At 55.9% G+C, this 16532-nt stretch carries 17 protein-coding genes and 1 other annotated feature; of the genes, 7 read left to right on the top strand and 10 right to left on the bottom strand.

All coding sequences use genetic code 11. The features are described 5' to 3' along the window. Positions 1–234: 234 nt before the first annotated feature. The 3 genes from clpB to rluD form a co-directional block, all read right to left on the bottom strand. On the bottom strand, positions 235–2808 hold the full coding sequence (clpB, locus tag Q9R34_RS21250) for an ATP-dependent chaperone ClpB (RefSeq protein WP_485896353.1): 2574 nt from the start codon (positions 2806–2808) through the stop codon (positions 235–237). Between the two features lie 125 nt (positions 2809–2933). Continuing rightward, on the bottom strand, positions 2934–3662 hold the full coding sequence (yfiH, locus tag Q9R34_RS21245; protein ID WP_485896351.1) for a purine nucleoside phosphorylase YfiH: 729 nt from the start codon (positions 3660–3662) through the stop codon (positions 2934–2936). Continuing rightward, the gene (rluD, locus tag Q9R34_RS21240) at positions 3659–4639 is read right to left on the bottom strand and encodes a 23S rRNA pseudouridine(1911/1915/1917) synthase RluD (protein WP_485896349.1); all 981 of its coding nucleotides are present in this window, start codon (positions 4637–4639) and stop codon (positions 3659–3661) included. Before rluD ends, yfiH begins: the two co-directional genes overlap by 4 nt. A 131-nt stretch (positions 4640–4770) precedes the next feature. Here rluD and bamD point away from each other — a divergent pair, with 131 nt between their 5' ends. The 4 genes from bamD (at position 4771) to pheA (ending at position 7517) form a co-directional block, all read left to right on the top strand. Continuing rightward, complete coding sequence (gene bamD / locus Q9R34_RS21235) at positions 4771–5505, top strand: outer membrane protein assembly factor BamD (protein WP_434127113.1); 735 nt, start codon at positions 4771–4773, stop codon at positions 5503–5505. A gap of 273 nt (positions 5506–5778) precedes the next feature. Continuing rightward, entirely contained in the window at positions 5779–6105 is a 327-nt protein-coding gene (gene raiA / locus Q9R34_RS21230) for a ribosome-associated translation inhibitor RaiA (RefSeq protein ID WP_485896348.1), read from the top strand. A gap of 98 nt (positions 6106–6203) precedes the next feature. After that, positions 6204–6328, top strand: a sequence feature (Phe leader region). After that, a complete protein-coding gene (gene pheL, locus Q9R34_RS21225; RefSeq protein WP_100279143.1) occupies positions 6205–6252 on the top strand; it encodes a pheA operon leader peptide PheL in 48 nt (15 codons plus the stop codon). Its footprint overlaps the feature before it by 48 nt. 22 nt (positions 6329–6350) lie before the next feature. Continuing rightward, entirely contained in the window at positions 6351–7517 is a 1167-nt protein-coding gene (gene pheA, locus Q9R34_RS21220) for a bifunctional chorismate mutase/prephenate dehydratase (protein WP_434127111.1), read from the top strand. Positions 7518–7615: 98 nt separating this feature from the next. On the opposite strand, the gene tyrA is transcribed toward pheA, so the two are convergent. Together tyrA and Q9R34_RS21210 are read right to left on the bottom strand one after the other, a co-directional pair. Next, complete coding sequence (gene tyrA, locus Q9R34_RS21215; RefSeq protein WP_434127110.1) at positions 7616–8737, bottom strand: bifunctional chorismate mutase/prephenate dehydrogenase; 1122 nt, start codon at positions 8735–8737, stop codon at positions 7616–7618. Positions 8738–8743: 6 nt separating this feature from the next. Continuing rightward, positions 8744–9823, bottom strand: a complete 1080-nt coding sequence (locus Q9R34_RS21210; protein ID WP_033752005.1) for a 3-deoxy-7-phosphoheptulonate synthase — start codon at positions 9821–9823, stop codon at positions 8744–8746. A gap of 287 nt (positions 9824–10110) precedes the next feature. On the opposite strand from Q9R34_RS21210, the gene Q9R34_RS21205 reads away from it, so the two are divergent. Further along, on the top strand, positions 10111–10650 hold the full coding sequence (locus Q9R34_RS21205; RefSeq protein WP_485896346.1) for a GNAT family N-acetyltransferase: 540 nt from the start codon (positions 10111–10113) through the stop codon (positions 10648–10650). Between the two features lie 67 nt (positions 10651–10717). On the opposite strand, the gene rplS is transcribed toward Q9R34_RS21205, so the two are convergent. The 5 genes from rplS to ffh form a co-directional block, all read right to left on the bottom strand. Beyond that, a complete protein-coding gene (gene rplS, locus Q9R34_RS21200; RefSeq protein WP_031374778.1) occupies positions 10718–11065 on the bottom strand; it encodes a 50S ribosomal protein L19 in 348 nt (115 codons plus the stop codon). A 42-nt stretch (positions 11066–11107) separates the two neighbouring features. Continuing rightward, entirely contained in the window at positions 11108–11869 is a 762-nt protein-coding gene (gene trmD / locus Q9R34_RS21195; RefSeq protein WP_434127108.1) for a tRNA (guanosine(37)-N1)-methyltransferase TrmD, read from the bottom strand. 35 nt (positions 11870–11904) lie between these two features. Then, the gene (gene rimM / locus Q9R34_RS21190; protein ID WP_434127107.1) at positions 11905–12453 is read right to left on the bottom strand and encodes a ribosome maturation factor RimM; all 549 of its coding nucleotides are present in this window, start codon (positions 12451–12453) and stop codon (positions 11905–11907) included. Positions 12454–12471: 18 nt separating this feature from the next. Further along, a complete protein-coding gene (rpsP, locus tag Q9R34_RS21185) occupies positions 12472–12720 on the bottom strand; it encodes a 30S ribosomal protein S16 (protein WP_007893313.1) in 249 nt (82 codons plus the stop codon). 144 nt (positions 12721–12864) lie between these two features. Continuing rightward, positions 12865–14226, bottom strand: coding sequence for a signal recognition particle protein (gene ffh, locus Q9R34_RS21180; protein WP_434127106.1), 1362 nt, complete (start codon positions 14224–14226; stop codon positions 12865–12867). Positions 14227–14394: 168 nt separating this feature from the next. Here ffh and Q9R34_RS21175 point away from each other — a divergent pair, with 168 nt between their 5' ends. Together Q9R34_RS21175 and Q9R34_RS21170 are read left to right on the top strand one after the other, a co-directional pair. After that, the gene (locus Q9R34_RS21175; RefSeq protein WP_033752029.1) at positions 14395–15192 is read left to right on the top strand and encodes a cytochrome C assembly family protein; all 798 of its coding nucleotides are present in this window, start codon (positions 14395–14397) and stop codon (positions 15190–15192) included. A gap of 18 nt (positions 15193–15210) precedes the next feature. After that, positions 15211–16497 carry an HlyC/CorC family transporter gene (locus Q9R34_RS21170; RefSeq protein ID WP_434127105.1) on the top strand — a complete coding sequence of 429 codons (1287 nt, stop codon included), beginning with the start codon at positions 15211–15213 and terminating at the stop codon, positions 16495–16497. The last annotated feature ends 35 nt before the right edge of the window (positions 16498–16532 follow it).

The raw sequence follows: 16532 nt of genomic DNA, 5'->3' as shown, positions 1-16532 counted from the left end.
TTCAGGGAGTTTATCCGGCGGCTCAGCTTCCCGAGCCTCCTGAACACCGCCTTCCGTAAGCCGTTGTGCCGTGTCAGTGGAGGCGCATTATAGGGAGTTCTGTCGGGCTGACAAGTGCTAATTTAAACTTTTTTATCAACCGACCACTTTCCAGGCAATACGCTGAAAAATCCATCGAATTGGCGATTTTTAGCATAAAAAAACGGGCCCGCGGGCCCGTTTGGCTGATGTCAGTTACTGATGAGCGACGATTTCGCCCTCTTTGACGTCCATTTCGATGGTTTTGCCGGGCACCAGCTGACCAGAAAGGATCTGCTGCGCCAGTGGGTTTTCGATCTGCTGTTGAATCGCACGTTTCAGAGGACGCGCGCCATAGACCGGATCGTAGCCGTTCTCCCCCAGCAGCTTCAGCGCTTCACTGGAGATATTCAGCTGATAGCCGCGTTCCTCCAGACGTTTATACAGTCGCTGCAGCTGAATCTGCGCAATAGAGGCAATATGCTGCTCGCCCAGCGGATGGAACACCACCACTTCGTCGATACGGTTGACGAACTCAGGGCGGAAATGATGGCCGACCACGTTCATCACCACATCTTTCATTTCCGCATAGTTCAGTTCGCCAAAGCGTTCCTGAATGAGATCGGAACCCAGGTTCGACGTCATGATCACAACGGTATTGCGGAAGTCGACGGTGCGACCCTGCCCATCCGTCAGACGTCCGTCGTCCAGCACCTGCAGTAGAATGTTGAACACATCCGGATGCGCTTTCTCTACTTCATCCAGCAGAATGACGGAGTAAGGACGACGACGCACCGCTTCTGTCAGATAGCCGCCCTCTTCATAGCCGACATATCCCGGAGGCGCGCCCACCAGCCGCGACACGGAATGTTTTTCCATAAACTCCGACATGTCGATGCGCACCATGGCGTCGTCGCTGTCGAAGAGGAAATTCGCCAGTGCTTTACAGAGTTCGGTTTTACCCACGCCGGTCGGGCCAAGGAACAGAAACGAACCGATGGGACGATTTGGGTCGGACAAGCCTGCGCGGCTACGACGAATCGCGTTCGATACCGCTTCCACCGCCTCATTCTGGCCGATAACGCGCGCGTGCAGATCCTGCTCCATACGCAGCAGCTTATCGCGCTCGCCTTCCATCATGCGCGCCACCGGAATGCCGGTCCAGCGCGCCAGCACATCGGCAATCTCGACATCGGTAACACGGTTGCGCAGCAGCTTCATGGTTTTACCTTCAGACTGCGTGGCGGCCGCCAGCTGTTTTTCCAATTCAGGGATCTTGCCATACTGCAGCTCGGACATTTGCGCCAGATCGCCGATGCGACGCGCCTGCTCCAGCGACAAACGCGCCTGCTCCAGTTCCGCTTTGATATTCTGCGTGCCGGTAAGAGAGGCTTTTTCCGCTTTCCACTCCTCTTCCAGCTCCGCGTATTCGCGCTCTTTCTGGTCGAGTTCGCTTTCCAGCATCTCCAGACGCTTAATGCTGGCGTCATCCGACTCTTTCTTCAGCGCCTGCTGCTCCAGCTTCAGCTGAATGATGCGGCGTTCCAGGCGATCGAGCGGTTCCGGCTTCGAGTCGATCTGCAAACGGATGCTGGACGCTGCCTCGTCAATCAGGTCAATGGCTTTGTCCGGCAACTGACGGTCGGCAATGTAGCGATGCGACAGTGTCGCCGCCGCAACAATCGCCGGATCGGTGATTTGCACATGGTGATGCAGCTCATAGCGCTCTTTGAGACCGCGCAGGATAGCGATGGTGTCTTCTACGCTTGGTTCAGCGACGTAGACTTTCTGGAAACGACGCTCCAGCGCGGCATCTTTTTCGATGTACTGACGATATTCGTCCAGCGTAGTCGCGCCGACGCAGTGCAGCTCGCCGCGCGCCAGTGCCGGCTTCAGCATATTGCCGGCATCCATCGCGCCGTCGGCTTTACCGGCGCCGACCATAGTATGCAGCTCATCGATAAACAGGATAACGTTGCCTTCCTGCTTCGACAGATCGTTGAGTACGCCTTTCAAGCGCTCTTCAAACTCGCCGCGGTATTTGGCGCCCGCCACCAGCGCGCCCATGTCCAGTGCCAGTACGCGACGGCCTTTTAGCCCTTCCGGCACCTCGCCGTTAATGATGCGCTGCGCCAGGCCCTCCACGATGGCGGTTTTACCCACACCGGGTTCACCAATCAGCACCGGATTGTTTTTGGTACGGCGCTGCAGCACCTGAATAGTACGGCGGATCTCTTCGTCACGGCCAATGACCGGATCGAGCTTGCCCTGTTCGGCGCGCTCGGTCAGATCGATGGTGTATTTCTTTAATGCCTGGCGCTGATCTTCAGCCCCTTGATCGTTCACGTTGTCGCCTCCACGCAGCTGCTCAATCGCTTTGGTTAGCTTATCAGTGGTCGCACCGGCCGATTTCAGCAGATCGGCTAAAGAGCCGCGCGAGTCGAGGGCAGCCAGGACAAAGAGTTCAGATGAGATAAAATTGTCGCCGCGCTTCTGCGCCAGCTTGTCGCACAGGTTAAGCACGCGCACCAGGTCAGCGGACGGTTGAACATCCCCCTCACTGCCTTCTACCTGAGGTAAACGGTTGATAGCCTGCTCGACGCCGCTGCGCAGAGTGGCAACGTCAACGCCTGCGGAGGCTAATAATGGACGAACGGATCCGCCTTCCTGATTGAGCAGCGCGCTCATCAGATGCAGAGGTTCAATAAATTGGTTGTCGTGTCCCAGAGCAAGGGACTGCGCGTCGGCAAGGGCCAGTTGGAATTTGTTGGTAAGACGATCCAGACGCATGATTCCTCCCATTACAGGTCAAAATGCTACTGGAGATTAAAATGAGGTCATCCCTCAAATTTTCAAGGTTAATGACCTGCATCATGGGCAAAAAATACGCTACTGGATCGTCTTGTGGCGTAAGGTTATCTCAGCCAAATTAAAGAAGCCATACGCCCAGTGGTTCCGTCGCGTCGGAAGGAGAAAAAATCACCACTCTCATGAAAGGTGCAGCGGCGCGTCATGCTCACGGAGGTAACGCCCGCCGCCTGCAGCCGCTGCTGCGCAAGCAGCCAGATGTCGGCGAAATACTTCGCGCCCGCGGGACGGAAAGCCTGCTGAGCACGGGCGTCATGCGCCATAAACGCATCGCGCACTTCACTGCCGACTTCAAAGGCGTCGGGACCAATTGCCGGACCAAGCCAGGCGTGTATCTGGCTGGCTGGCACAGCGAACTGCGCCAGCGTGTTTTCCAGCACCCCCGCGCACAGGCCACGCCAGCCGGCATGCGCCGCGGCAACTTCGCTGCCGTCATAAGAGCAAAACAGCACCGGCAGGCAATCCGCTGTCATCACCGCACACACCACGCCTGCTTCACGCGTGATGCAGGCATCCGCCCGTAAGGGTTCCGTCTGCCCAGCAGGGAGATGAACCACATCGGTGCCGTGAACCTGTTCAAGCCAGTGCGGCATCGCCGGCAAGGCGGCGCGCGTTACCAGGCGCTGTCGATTGGCAGTGACGTGCGCCGGATTGTCGCCAACATGCCCACCCAGGTTAAACGCATCCCACGGTGCCAGGCTGGCACCCTCGCCGCGTAGCGTTGAGCAGGCGCCTACGCTGGCGGGCGCGGGCCAGTCCGGCAGGATCCAACTCATAGCCAGTCCATCTGATCGCGAAACTCTTCGGTATCCGCTTTCAGTACCTCAATCAGCTCTACCATATCCTGCGGCAGTGGCGCATGCCACTCCATCTCGATTCCGGTAATCGGATGGTAAAGACGCAGCATGGTCGCGTGCAGCGCCTGGCGATCGAACGCGCGTAGCGTGGCGATAAACTGCTCCGAGGCGCCCTTAGGCGGACGCGGACGGCCGCCGTACAGCGGATCGCCCACCAGCGGATGGTTAATGTGCGACATATGTACGCGAATCTGATGCGTTCGGCCGGTTTCGAGTCGCAAACGCAGACGCGTATGAGCGCGGAAGTGCTCCATAATACGGTAGTGCGTTACCGCCGGTTTTCCCATCGGATGCACGGCCATATGGGTGCGCTTGGTGGAATGACGGCTGATGGGCTCGTTTACCGTGCCGCCCGCCGTCATCGTTCCAATCGCCACTGCTTCGTACTCGCGGGTGATTTCGCGCAGCTGCAGCGTTTCCACCAGATGCGTCTGTGCCGGGACGGTTTTCGCCACCACCATCAACCCGGTGGTGTCTTTATCCAGTCGGTGCACGATGCCAGCGCGCGGCACGTCGGCAATGGCGGGATAGTGATGAAGCAGCGCATTGAGTACGGTGCCATCGGGGTTGCCAGCGCCGGGATGCACCACCAAATCGCGTGGCTTGTTGATCACCAGAATATCGTCATCTTCATACACGATGTTCAGCGGGATATTTTGCGCTTCCCAGCGCTGCTCTTCTTCTATTTCTGCAGCGATGGCGACCTGTTCACCGCCTAATACTTTCTCTTTCGGTTTATCGACGATCGCGCCGTTAACGCGGACGCGTCGGTCAAGGATCCACTCTTTTATGCGCGAGCGTGAATAATCAGGGAACAATTCCGCCAAAGTTTGATCTAAGCGTTGTCCCAGCTGCGCTTCGGAGACCGTTGCGGTGAGTTGAACTTGTTGTGCCATATACAGCTTCTTCGTTAACGTTGGGTTTTCACGGCGATGCCGTTTAATATAATGTGCTATCGTACCTGGTCATTACCGGGAGCTATACGGACAGCTTCCGCCATAACAAATTTGAGGATAACCATTTCGTCATGACGCGTATGAAATATCTGGTGGCTGCTGCCACACTGAGCCTGGCCCTTGTGGGTTGTTCCAGCTCAAAGGACACAGTACCGGACAGCCCGCCTTCCGAAATCTACGCTACCGCTCAGGAAAAGCTGCAGGACGGTAACTTTAAAGCGGCGATTAAGCAACTGGAAGCGCTGGACAACCGTTATCCTTTTGGTCCTTATTCTCAGCAGGTACAGCTTGATTTGATCTATGCCTACTACAAAAACGCTGATTTGCCGCTGGCGCAGGCTGCCATAGATCGCTTTATGCGTCTTAACCCTACTCATCCAAACATCGACTACGTTATCTATATGCGCGGCCTGACGGATATGGCGCTGGACGACTCTGCGCTACAGGGCTTTTTCGGTGTTGACCGCTCCGATCGCGATCCGACCCATGCGCGCGACGCGTTCCGCGACTTCTCGCAGCTGCTGCGTAACTATCCAAATAGCCAGTATGCAGCCGACGCGCAAAAGCGCCTGGTCTATCTGAAAGACCGCCTGGCCAAATATGAGCTGTCGGTGGCGCAATTCTATACTAAGCGTGAAGCCTATGTCGCGGTTGTTAACCGCGTTGAAGGTATGATGCGCGATTATCCTGATACGCAAGCCACCCGCGATGCGCTGCCGCTGATGGAAAAAGCTTACCGTAATCTACAGCTGAATGCTGAAGCGGACAAAGTGGCGAAAATTATCGCCGCAAACAGCGCCAGCTAAAATTGAGTTGGAAAAAATGAAAAAGCAGCCGTAATGGCTGCTTTTTTTATGAGCGAAAAATCGACGATGTTGTGAATTCCTCGCTGCTGTAACCCGCCAATCATGCGCCTCTCGCCGCATCGATTCAAGGCATTTCGACCGCATTCCCAGCCTTTCTCACAAATCATTGTCATTGACAAAAAGTGACATTTTTTCGTGATCAAAATCACACATTTCATCGTTCAGCGCGTTATGCTGGATCTACCCAGACGGAAATGACAGAGAGGTAGACCTATGATTCTGAACATTACCAGCAAACAAATGGAAATCACCGCGGCTATCCGCGACCATGTCGAAGACCGTCTCGCCAAGCTGGAAAAGTGGCAAGCTCATCTGATAAATCCGCACATCGTTCTCTCTAAAGCGCCGAAAGAATTCGTGGCTGACGCCACGATCAATACGCCCAACGGCACGCTGGTCGCCAGCGCTAAGCACGAGGATATGTATACGGCGATTAACGATCTCATCGGTAAGCTTGAGCGTCAGTTGAATAAGGTTCAGCATAAGTCTGAAGCCCGTCGGGCAGCGACCAGCGTGAAAAATTTTACGCCGGCCATCTGATACATAAAGTTTTAGCAAACGCGCCTGCGGGCGCGTTTTTTATTGACAGCCTTAAATCAGTACGGGTACTCTCGAATCACCTTTTGAATGGAAATCACCATGAAACGTCTGCCGTTTTTCTTCGCTTTCTTTTTTACCTTCCCCTGACTGGGAGGCGATTCGTCGTGTGAAAACGAAAGCGAAGACGAACAACAAAGCCTCCCAACCGGGAGGCTTTTTTATTGGACAGCTTACAGGTGAGCCCTATGAATCCCGATAATCCCTTGCTGGCGCTGCGTGACCAAATCAGCGCCGTTGATGAGAAACTGCTGACGCTGCTGGCTGAGCGTCGCGCGCTGGCCGTGAAGGTCGCCGAAGCGAAACTCGCCACCCACCGGCCCATTCGCGATATCGAACGCGAGCGCGCGCTGCTGGAGCACCTGATTGTGATCGGCAAGAAACATCAACTGGATGCGCACTACATTACCCGCCTGTTTCAGCAAATCATTGAAGATTCAGTTTTGACGCAACAGGCGCTGCTGCAGAAAAACCTGAACCATGCTCATGCGCTGGCAGCGCGTATCGCCTTCCTTGGCCCGAAAGGTTCCTATTCCCATCTCGCCGCACGTCAGTACGCCGCGCGCCACTTCGACAATATGGTGGAGATCGGCTGCCTCAAGTTTCAGGATATTATTCGTCAGGTTGAAAACGGCCAGGCTGATTACGCGGTGCTGCCGATTGAAAACACCAGTTCCGGCGCGATCAACGACGTTTACGATCTGCTGCAGCAGACCAGCCTCTCGATTGTGGGCGAACTGACCCAGCCTATCGAGCACTGCGTGCTGGTAACAGGCGACACCGATCTGCAGCAGATTGAAACCGTTTATAGTCACCCGCAGCCGTTCCAGCAGTGCAGCCAGTTTATTAGCCGTTTCCCGCACTGGAAGATCGAATATACCGAGAGCACCGCTGCCGCGATGGAAAAAGTCGCGGCGCTGAACTCGCCGAAAGCGGCGGCGCTGGGCAGCGAGGCAGGCGGCGAGCTCTATCATCTTCAGGTGCTGGAGCGCAATCTGGCGAATCAACAGCAGAACCATACCCGCTTTATCGTTCTGGCACGTAAACCTATTGCCGTCTCCGATCAGGTCCCGGCGAAAACGACGCTGCTAATGGCGACCGGCCAGCAGGCGGGCGCGCTGGTAGAGGCGCTGTTGGTGCTGCGTCAGCATAACCTGATGATGAGCAAGCTGGAGTCGCGCCCCATCAACGGCAACCCGTGGGAAGAGATGTTTTATATCGACGTACAGGGCAATCTGGCGTCCGACAGCATGCAGCAGGCGCTGCAGGAGCTAAAAGGGCTGACCCGCATGCTGAAAGTGCTGGGATGCTATCCCGGCGAGAATGTCGTCGCGGTGGAGCCGCGCAGCGCATAACAGAACGGCATCCGTAAGGATGCCGTTTTTGATTGCGGTTCAGGGGGCAGGCATGCGTGAGTCGCGCACTGAAACGGCATCCCGAAGGATGCCGTTTTTTACGGTCGGCTGTCGTTAGCGGAGCGAAGCAGGCTGCGGCTTTCAACCATAAAGCGTTTAGCATGATCGCCAAACCAGTGCTCGACGCGGTTGAAGCTGGCGATAAACGCCTGCTTATCGCCCTGCTCCAGCAGCTTGATAGCCTCGCCAAAGCGCTGGTAATAACGTTTGATCAGCGCCAGGTTGCTTTCCGAAGACATAATGATGTCTGCATAGAGCTGAGGATCCTGGGCGAACAGCCGCCCCACCATCGCCAGCTCGAGACGATAAATCGGCGACGAGAGCGCCAGTAGCTGATCGAGGTTGACGTTCTCTTCTGCGAGATGCAGACCGTAGGCGAAAGTTGCGAAGTGGCGCAGCGCCTGGATAAACGCCATATTCTGGTCGTGCTCTACCGCGCTGATGCGATGCAGCCGTGCGCCCCACACCTGAATCTGCTCCAGGAACCACTGATAGGCTTCAGGCTGGCGCCCGTCGCACCAGACCACCACCTGCTTCGCCAGGCTACCGCTGTCCGGTCCAAACATGGGATGCAGACCCAGCACCGGGCCCGCATGCGCCGCCAGCATCGCCTGTAAGGGACGGTTCTTAACCGAGGCCAGATCTACCAGAATACAGTCTTCCGGCAGCGGCGGCAACTGTGCGATCACCTGTTCCGTAAGGTGAATCGGCACGCTGATTATCACCATGCCGGCATCGCTCAGCAGCGAGGGCGCACGATCCCAGTCCCCTTTATCCAGCGTCTTCACGCTGTAGCCCGACAGCGTCAGCATGCGCGCAAACAGGCTGCCCATCTGCCCTTTTCCGCCGACGATCACCACCGGACGCAGCGCCGGATTAAGGGTTTTAAAACCTTTATCGTTCTCGCTGGTATAGGACTCGCGCATTACGCGGCGCAGGATATCTTCAATCAGATCGGGCGGAACGCCGAGCGCTTCCGCCTCTTTACGGCGCGAAGCGAGCATTGACGCTTCGCGCTCCGGTACGTAGATAGGCAAGCCGTAGCGGCTCTTTACTTCGCCAACTTCAGCCACCAGCTCCAGGCGCTTCGCCAGCAGATCCAGCAGCGCCTTATCGACAGTATCAATTTGATCGCGCAGCGCGGTCAGTTCAGCCACCATTGCTTATTACACCTCGTGTGACAGACGCGCCGACAGCACCTCTTGCAGATCCTGATGCATCTCGCGCAGCAGCGTTTCGGTGGTTTCCCAGTTGATGCAGGCATCCGTCACGGAAACACCATATTTCATTTCGCTGCGCGGCTGCTCGGAAGACTGGCTGCCTTCATTAATGTGGCTCTCCAGCATCAGGCCAATAATCGAGCGGTTGCCATCTTTGATCTGGGCTATTGCCGATTCGGCAACGCCAGGCTGGCGGCGATAGTCTTTGTTAGAATTGCCATGGCTGCAATCTATCATCAAGGCCGGGCGCAGTCCCGCCTTGACCATCTCTTTTTCACACTGCGCCACATCTTCCGGGCCGTAGTTCGGCGCTTTGCCGCCGCGCAGAATAACATGACCATCTGGATTGCCCTGCGTCTGCAGCAGGCAAACCTGCCCCGCCTGGTTGATGCCAACAAAACGGTGCGGCATCGCTGCGGCGCGCATGGCGTTGATCGCCGTGCCGAGGCTGCCGTCCGTGCCGTTTTTAAAGCCGACCGGCATTGAGAGACCAGACGCCATCTCACGATGCGTTTGCGACTCGGTGGTGCGCGCGCCAATCGCCGACCAGCTGAAGAGATCGCCTAGGTATTGCGGACTGTTGGGATCGAGCGCTTCGGTGGCGAGCGGCAGTCCCATCTCAACCAGGTTTACCAGCAGCTGGCGCGCGATGTGCAGACCCGCTTCCATATCAAAAGAGTTGTCCATGTAAGGATCGTTGATCAACCCTTTCCAGCCGACGGTGGTGCGGGGTTTTTCGAAATAGACGCGCATAACGATATAGAGCTGATCCTTCAGCTGGTCAGAGAGATCTTTGAGGCGACGTGCGTAATCCAGAGCGGCTTCAGTGTCATGGATCGAACAGGGACCGCAAACCACCAGCAGACGCGGATCGCGGCCGGCGATGATGTCGGAAATGGTCTGGCGCGAAGCGGCGATCTGCGCTTCCTGCTGGGCAGTCAGCGGAAACTTCGCTTTCAGCTCTTCCGGCGTAATTAAAATCTGTTCATTCGCAATGTGGACATTGTTCAGCGCGTCTTTTTGCATGGCTACGATCCTTTTTCCTCGTTATGCAGTTAATGATCCTCTGACAGGATGAGAGATACTTTATCACAGGTCGTAAAACAAGCAATCCACAGATGTACACTTTTATTACCATATGTATACCTTGCATGAATCCATTAAGATAAAAATCTTAACTTTCATATCCTTATTAAAAGAATCGCAAGGGAGTCGCCTCTGCTTTATGTAAAGTAAACATTACACACTTACTTTGGCATTCTCTCCTGTCTACTGATACGCTTTGCTAAAACTCTTTTTTCATCAGGTACTTTATGACTTCTCTGGCCTCTTCAGTTCGCCTGCGTCCTTTTAACCATGCCGACATTCCTGCCTTTACCGCCGCCGTCAACGCCTCGCTGGATACGCTGCGCCCCTGGATGGTATGGGCACATCCAGACTATCAACCTGAAGAAGCAGCGAGCTGGATCGCGTTTACGCAGCAGCAGCGGATAAAGGGCGAAGCGGAAGAGTTCGCCCTTGTTGACGAGCGAGATCGTTTGCTGGGCGGAGCGGGGATCCGTTTCGCTCGTGAACCGGGCCAGTTCGCCGCCCTGGGATACTGGGTGCGCAGCGATATGCAGCGACAGGGCATCGCCAGCCGCGCCGTTGCGCTGCTGCTTGAGATGGGATTTGCGCGGCCAGAGATAAAGGTTATTGAAATTCTTGCGGCGGAAGAGAACCGCGCCAGTCGCGCGGTAGCGGAGCGCTGCGGGGCGCGCTTTATTGATATGCGCTACGGCTTAATCGTGCTGGAGAGCGGCCCGGTGAATACGGCGATATACCATGTGCATCGTCCTGAAACGCTGGCATAAAAAAGGGGCTGGCATCACGCCAACCCCTTGTTTGCTATTAACTTTTAGATGTCGCGTTAGCGATACCTTAGTTAAGACGCTCTTTGATACGAGCTGACTTACCAGTACGCTCACGCAGGTAGTACAGTTTGGCTTTACGCACAGCACCACGGCGTTTGACAGTAATGCTGTCGATGACCGGAGAGTGAGTCTGGAAGACACGCTCAACGCCTTCGCCGTTTGAAATCTTGCGAACAGTGAATGCAGAGTGCAGACCGCGGTTACGGATAGCGATAACCACGCCCTCGAATGCCTGCAGACGTTTCTTAGAACCTTCAACGACCCATACTTTCACTTCCACGGAATCACCCGGGCGGAAGGAAGGTACGTCCTGTTTCATCTGCTCTTGTTCAATTTGCTTGATAATGTTGCTCATAATTAAATCTCTTATCCTGGGTAAACTGATAGTCGCGGGAGATTACTCAGCCGCCTCATCGTTTTGTTGCTGATGTTCCCGCTGGAACGCTTTCAGCAACCTTGCTTGCTCTTCAGTCAGAGCCAGGTTTTCCAGAAGTTCAGGTCTTCTTAGCCAGGTACGGCCCAGCGACTGTTTCAGGCGCCAGCGGCGAATCTCTGCATGGTTGCCAGACAGTAAAACTGCCGGTACCTCCATGCCTTCCAGCACTTCAGGTCGGGTATAGTGCGGACAGTCCAGCAAACCGTCAGAGAACGAATCCTCTTCGGCTGACGCCTGCTTGCCCAGCACGCCGGGAATTAACCGGGCCACTGAATCAATCATCGTCATGGCTGGCAGCTCGCCGCCGCTCAGCACGTAGTCACCGATTGACCATTCTTCGTCAATTTCGGTTTTGATTACGCGCTCATCTATACCTTCGTAGCGGCCGCAGACCAGAATTAACTTCTGCTGCGTCGCCAGTTCGCAAACGCCCTGCTGGTCAAGTTTGCGTCCCTGAGGTGACAGGTAGATCACCCTGGCCCCTTCTCCCGCCGCCGCTTTCGCTGCGTGGATTGCATCCCGTAAGGGCTGCACCATCATCAGCATTCCCGGTCCACCGCCGTAAGGACGATCGTCCACCGTGCGGTGCCGGTCGTGAGCGAAATCGCGAGGACTCCAGCTCTCGATGCTGAGCAGGCCATTTTTTACTGCCCGGCCAGTTACCCCGTAATCGGTAATTGCGCGAAACATCTCTGGAAAGAGGCTAATAACACCAATCCACATCGTTTTCGCCGTTACGTTACCTTGCGATTCGGAGATCAAAAACCAGGATCCCAGTCTACTTCAATGACGCCAGTAGCGAGATCGACTTTCTTGATAACCTGTTCATCAAGAAACGGTATTAACCGCTCCTTCACACCGAACGCATCTTTCAGGTTCGCCTTCACGACGAGAACGTCGTTCGAGCCGGTCTCCATCATATCGATGACTTTGCCCATCTCGTAGCCATCAACGTTGACTACCTGGAGACCCATCAGGTCTTTCCAGTAGTAATCGCCGTCATCCAGCTCCGGCAGCTGCGCCGAGTCGACCGTAATTTCGCAATTGGTCAACTGCGTCGCCGCGTCCCGATCGTCAATGCCTTTGACTTTGATGATCAGGTCCTGATTGTGATGCCGCCAACTTTCCAGCTCAACCTGCTGCCATTTACCGGCGCGCTGAATGAACCAGGGTTGGTAGTCGAAGATACTTTCGGCCGCTTCGGTGGAGGAAAACACTTTGAGCCAGCCACGTATGCCGTAGGCAGCGCCCATTTTGCCCAACACAAGGGGCTTAACGGGAGGCTGTGCGGCAACTTCTTTGCTCATGCTCACCACCGTGACAGATTAAGCTGCTTTTTTTGCTTCTTTGATCAGCGCGTTAACGCGATCGGAAAGCGTTGCGCCCTGGCCAACCCAGTGCTCGATGCGGTCCAGATCCAGACGCAGGCCTTCAGCCTGACCAGATGCGATCGGGTTGAAGAAACCAACGCGCTCGATGAAGCGACCGTTACGTGCATTGCGGCTGTCAGTAACGACGACCTGATAGAACGGACGCTTTTTCGCGCCGTGACGTGCCAAACGAATTGTTACCATAACATCCTCTTAAGTTAATAAAACAACCGGGCCCCATTGAGGGAACGGGGCCCGGGTGCAATATAAAAAGCCCGAAAATTTTACTCATTTCGGCGCAAAAAGCAACCTGTGAGGGCAACCTTTCGGGCTTTTATTGCCGAACGCTTAGCGTCCGGGGAATCCTGGGGGCATCATGCCTTTCATACCGCGCATCATTTTCGCCATGCCGCCCTTCTTCATTTTCTTCATCATGCGCTGCATATCGTCGAACTGCTTCAGCAAGCGGTTGACGTCCTGCACCTGCATGCCAGCGCCGGTGGCGATGCGGCGTTTGCGCGAGCCTTTGATAATTTCCGGCTTTTCACGCTCTTTGCGCGTCATGGAGTTGATAATCGCCTCCATACGCACCAGCACCTTATCGTCCATCTGCGACTTCACGTTGTCCGGCAGCTGCCCCATACCCGGCAGTTTGCCCATCAGGCTAGCCATGCCGCCCATGTTGCGCATCTGCTTAAGCTGCTCAAGAAAGTCGTTGAGGTCGAAGCCGTCGCCGGTTTTGAGTTTTTTCGCCAGTTTTTCCGCCTGATCGCGGTCAACCTTGCTCTCGATATCTTCGATCAGCGACAGCACGTCGCCCATGCCGAGAATACGCGAGGCGATACGATCGGGATAGAATGGCTCCAGCGCCTCGGTCTTCTCGCCGACGCCCATAAACTTGATCGGTTTGCCGGTGATATGACGAATTGACAAAGCCGCACCGCCGCGCGCATCGCCGTCTACCTTCGTCAGGATGACGCCGGTCAGGGGCAGCGCCTCGTTAAAGGCTTTCGCCGTGTTCGCCGCATCCTGACCGGTCATGGCGTCAACCACGAACAGCGTTTCGACCGGATTAATCGCGGCGTGTACCTGCTTGATCTCATCCATCATCGCTTCGTCGACGTGCAGACGACCGGCGGTATCCACCAGCAGCACGTCATAGAACTGCAGCTTCGCTTCTTTCAGCGCGTTCTTAACGATGTCGACCGGCTTCTGGCTCAGATCGGAGGGGCAAAAATCGACGCCGACCTGCTGCGCCAGCGTTTCGAGCTGTTTGATCGCCGCGGGACGATAAACGTCGGCAGAGACGACCAGCACTTTCTTCTTATGCTTTTCGCGCAGGAATTTACCCAGTTTGCCGACGCTGGTGGTTTTACCTGCACCCTGCAGACCCGCCATCAGCACCACAGCCGGCGGCTGTGCGGCCAGATTGAGCGCGTTGTTTTCCGCGCCCATCGCGGCAACCAGCTCGTTGCGCACGATTTTGATAAACTCCTGACCCGGCGTCAGGCTTTTGTTGACGTCGTGACCCACCGCGCTCTCTTTGACGCGGTTGATAAATTCGCGCACCACCGGCAGCGCAACGTCCGCTTCCAGCAGCGCCATGCGCACTTCGCGCAGCGTGTCTTTGATATTGTCTTCTGTCAGCCTTCCGCGGCCGCTGATATTGCGCAGGGTTTGCGACAAACGATCGGTTAAATTGTCAAACATTGTCTCTCACTCAAAAAAAATCGCGAGGCGCCTGATCGGCATAATGCGGCGGATTATAACACGAAGCTGCAACGATCTCTGCTATTGCGCCTCAGATCGGTTGGAGGCGGCTTCTGCTGGCGCTATACTGCTTTTTTCCTTTCATCTCGCTGATACCTGTAAGGATCTATGTCCGTTTTCTCGCTTCTGGCGCTGTTCGCCTACTCCCTGAGTATTGCACTGATTATTCCCAGCCTGCTGAAGCGCAATAGCGGCTGGCGACGAATGGCGGTGCTTTCCGCCTGTTTCGCGCTGGTGGCGCACGCCGTGGCGCTGCAGCAGCGCATCTTCGCCGTCGACAGCGGGCAGAACCTCAGCCTGCTGAATATCGGCTCGCTGGTGAGCCTGCTTATCTGCGCCATTATGACCATTGTCGCCTCACGCAATCGCGGCTGGCTGTTGCTGCCGATCGTCTACAGCTTTGCCCTGATCAATCTGGCGTTCGCCACCTTTGTGCCTAATGCCTTTATCACCCATCTTGAAACCACGCCGGGCATGATGATCCATATTGGCCTGTCGCTGTTCGCCTACGCGACGCTGATCATCGCCGCGCTCTATGCGCTGCAGCTGGCGTGGATCGACTATCAGCTGAAAAACAAAAAGCTGGCCTTTACCCAGGATATGCCGCCGCTGCTGAGCATTGAGCGCAAAATGTTTCATATTACCCAGGTGGGTGTTGTGCTGCTGACGCTGGTGCTCTGCACCGGCCTGTTTTATATGCATAACCTGTTCAGCGCCGAGAACGTGGATAAAGCGGTGCTGTCGATTCTTGCCTGGTTCGTTTATATCGTTTTGCTCTGGGGCCACTATCATGAAGGCTGGCGCGGACGTCGCGTTGTCTGGTTCAACTGCGGCGGTGCGCTGCTGTTGACTATGGCCTACTTCGGCAGTCGTATCTTACAGCACCTGCTGACCCACTCGTCTTAACCAAAAGGAAGTTCTGCGTTGGAACAGGTTTCAACCACCACCCTTATTATTATTCTGGTCGTTATGGTGCTGGTTTCCGCCTGGTTCGCCGGGTCGGAAACCGGCATGATGACGCTTAATCGTTACAAGCTGCGCCATCAGGCGAAAAACGGCAGCCGCGCCGCCCGCCGGGTAGAAAAGCTGCTGCGCCGCCCCGACCGCCTGCTCAGCCTGGTGCTGATCGGCAACAACCTGGTGAATATTCTGGCTTCCGCGCTCGCCACCATTGTGGGCATGCGCCTGCATGGCGATGAAGGCGTCGCCATTGCGACCGGCATCCTGACCTTTGTGGTGCTGGTGTTTGCGGAGGTGCTGCCGAAAACCGTGGCGGCGCTCTATCCCGAGCGGGTCGCCTTTCCCAGCAGCATGCTGCTGGGCCCGCTGCAAATTGTGATGTCGCCGCTGGTCTGGCTGCTGAACACCATCACGCGCCTGCTGATGCGTATGGCCGGCATGAAAACCGAGGGCGCCACCAGCTCGGCGCTGAGCAAAGAAGAGCTGCGCACCATCGTCTACGAGTCGCGCAGCCTGATGTCGCGCCGCAATCAGGATATGCTGCTGTCAGTGCTCGATCTGGAAAAAGTCAGCGTTGACGACATCATGGTGCCGCGCAACGAAATCGTCGGCATCAATATCAACGACGACTGGAAGTCGGTGATGCGCCAGCTCAGCCACTCGCCGCACGGTCGTATTGTGCTGTTCCGCGACTCGCTGGACGACTGCGTCGGCATGCTGCGCGTGCGCGAAGCCTGGCGCACCATGACTGAAAAGAAAGAGTTCAACAAAGAGACGCTGCTGCGCGCCGCCGATGAGATCTACTACGTACCGGAAGGCACACCGCTCAATACTCAGCTGGTGAAGTTCCAGCGCAACAAGAAGAAAGTGGGCCTGGTGGTGGATGAGTATGGCGATATCAAAGGCCTGGTCACCATCGAGGATATTCTGGAAGAGATCGTCGGCGACTTTACCACCTCAATGTCTCCTACCCTCGCGGAAGAAGTCCTGCCGCAGAATGACGGTTCCGTGCTGGTAGAAGGCAGCGCCAGCGTGCGGGAGATTAACAAGGCGTTTAACTGGCATCTGCCGGAGCAGGAAGCGCGCACCATCAACGGCATGCTGCTCGAAGCGCTGGAGGAGATCCCCGAGATCAATACCCGCGTCGAGCTGGCGAACTACGCCGTCGATATTCTTGACGTGCAGGACAATATGGTGAAGCAGGTGCGCATTACGCCGCAGACGCCGCTGAAGTCCTCTGTCGGCTCCTGACAGCGCCCGCCCATAAAAAACGCCGCATCGATGCG

This window comes from Enterobacter sp. BRE11, from assembly GCF_031844285.1.
In the GTDB taxonomy this organism is placed as follows: domain Bacteria; phylum Pseudomonadota; class Gammaproteobacteria; order Enterobacterales; family Enterobacteriaceae; genus Pantoea.
The sequence above is the reverse complement of the archived record's forward strand: the minus strand, read 5'-3'. Positions and strand labels throughout refer to the sequence as shown.

Coding starts and splice junctions, on each gene's coding strand:
- raiA (WP_485896348.1), top strand. CDS start 5,779: ATGATTCTGAACATTACCAGCAAACAAATGGAAATCACCGCGGCTATC.
- Q9R34_RS21175 (WP_033752029.1), top strand. CDS start 14,395: ATGTCCGTTTTCTCGCTTCTGGCGCTGTTCGCCTACTCCCTGAGTATT.
- rluD (WP_485896349.1), bottom strand. CDS start 4,639: ATGGCACAACAAGTTCAACTCACCGCAACGGTCTCCGAAGCGCAGCTG.
- ffh (WP_434127106.1), bottom strand. CDS start 14,226: ATGTTTGACAATTTAACCGATCGTTTGTCGCAAACCCTGCGCAATATC.
- Q9R34_RS21205 (WP_485896346.1), top strand. CDS start 10,111: ATGACTTCTCTGGCCTCTTCAGTTCGCCTGCGTCCTTTTAACCATGCC.
- yfiH (WP_485896351.1), bottom strand. CDS start 3,662: ATGAGTTGGATCCTGCCGGACTGGCCCGCGCCCGCCAGCGTAGGCGCC.
- tyrA (WP_434127110.1), bottom strand. CDS start 8,737: ATGGTGGCTGAACTGACCGCGCTGCGCGATCAAATTGATACTGTCGAT.
- rimM (WP_434127107.1), bottom strand. CDS start 12,453: ATGAGCAAAGAAGTTGCCGCACAGCCTCCCGTTAAGCCCCTTGTGTTG.
- rpsP (WP_007893313.1), bottom strand. CDS start 12,720: ATGGTAACAATTCGTTTGGCACGTCACGGCGCGAAAAAGCGTCCGTTC.
- rplS (WP_031374778.1), bottom strand. CDS start 11,065: ATGAGCAACATTATCAAGCAAATTGAACAAGAGCAGATGAAACAGGAC.
- Q9R34_RS21210 (WP_033752005.1), bottom strand. CDS start 9,823: ATGCAAAAAGACGCGCTGAACAATGTCCACATTGCGAATGAACAGATT.
- bamD (WP_434127113.1), top strand. CDS start 4,771: ATGACGCGTATGAAATATCTGGTGGCTGCTGCCACACTGAGCCTGGCC.
- clpB (WP_485896353.1), bottom strand. CDS start 2,808: ATGCGTCTGGATCGTCTTACCAACAAATTCCAACTGGCCCTTGCCGAC.
- pheA (WP_434127111.1), top strand. CDS start 6,351: ATGAATCCCGATAATCCCTTGCTGGCGCTGCGTGACCAAATCAGCGCC.
- trmD (WP_434127108.1), bottom strand. CDS start 11,869: ATGTGGATTGGTGTTATTAGCCTCTTTCCAGAGATGTTTCGCGCAATT.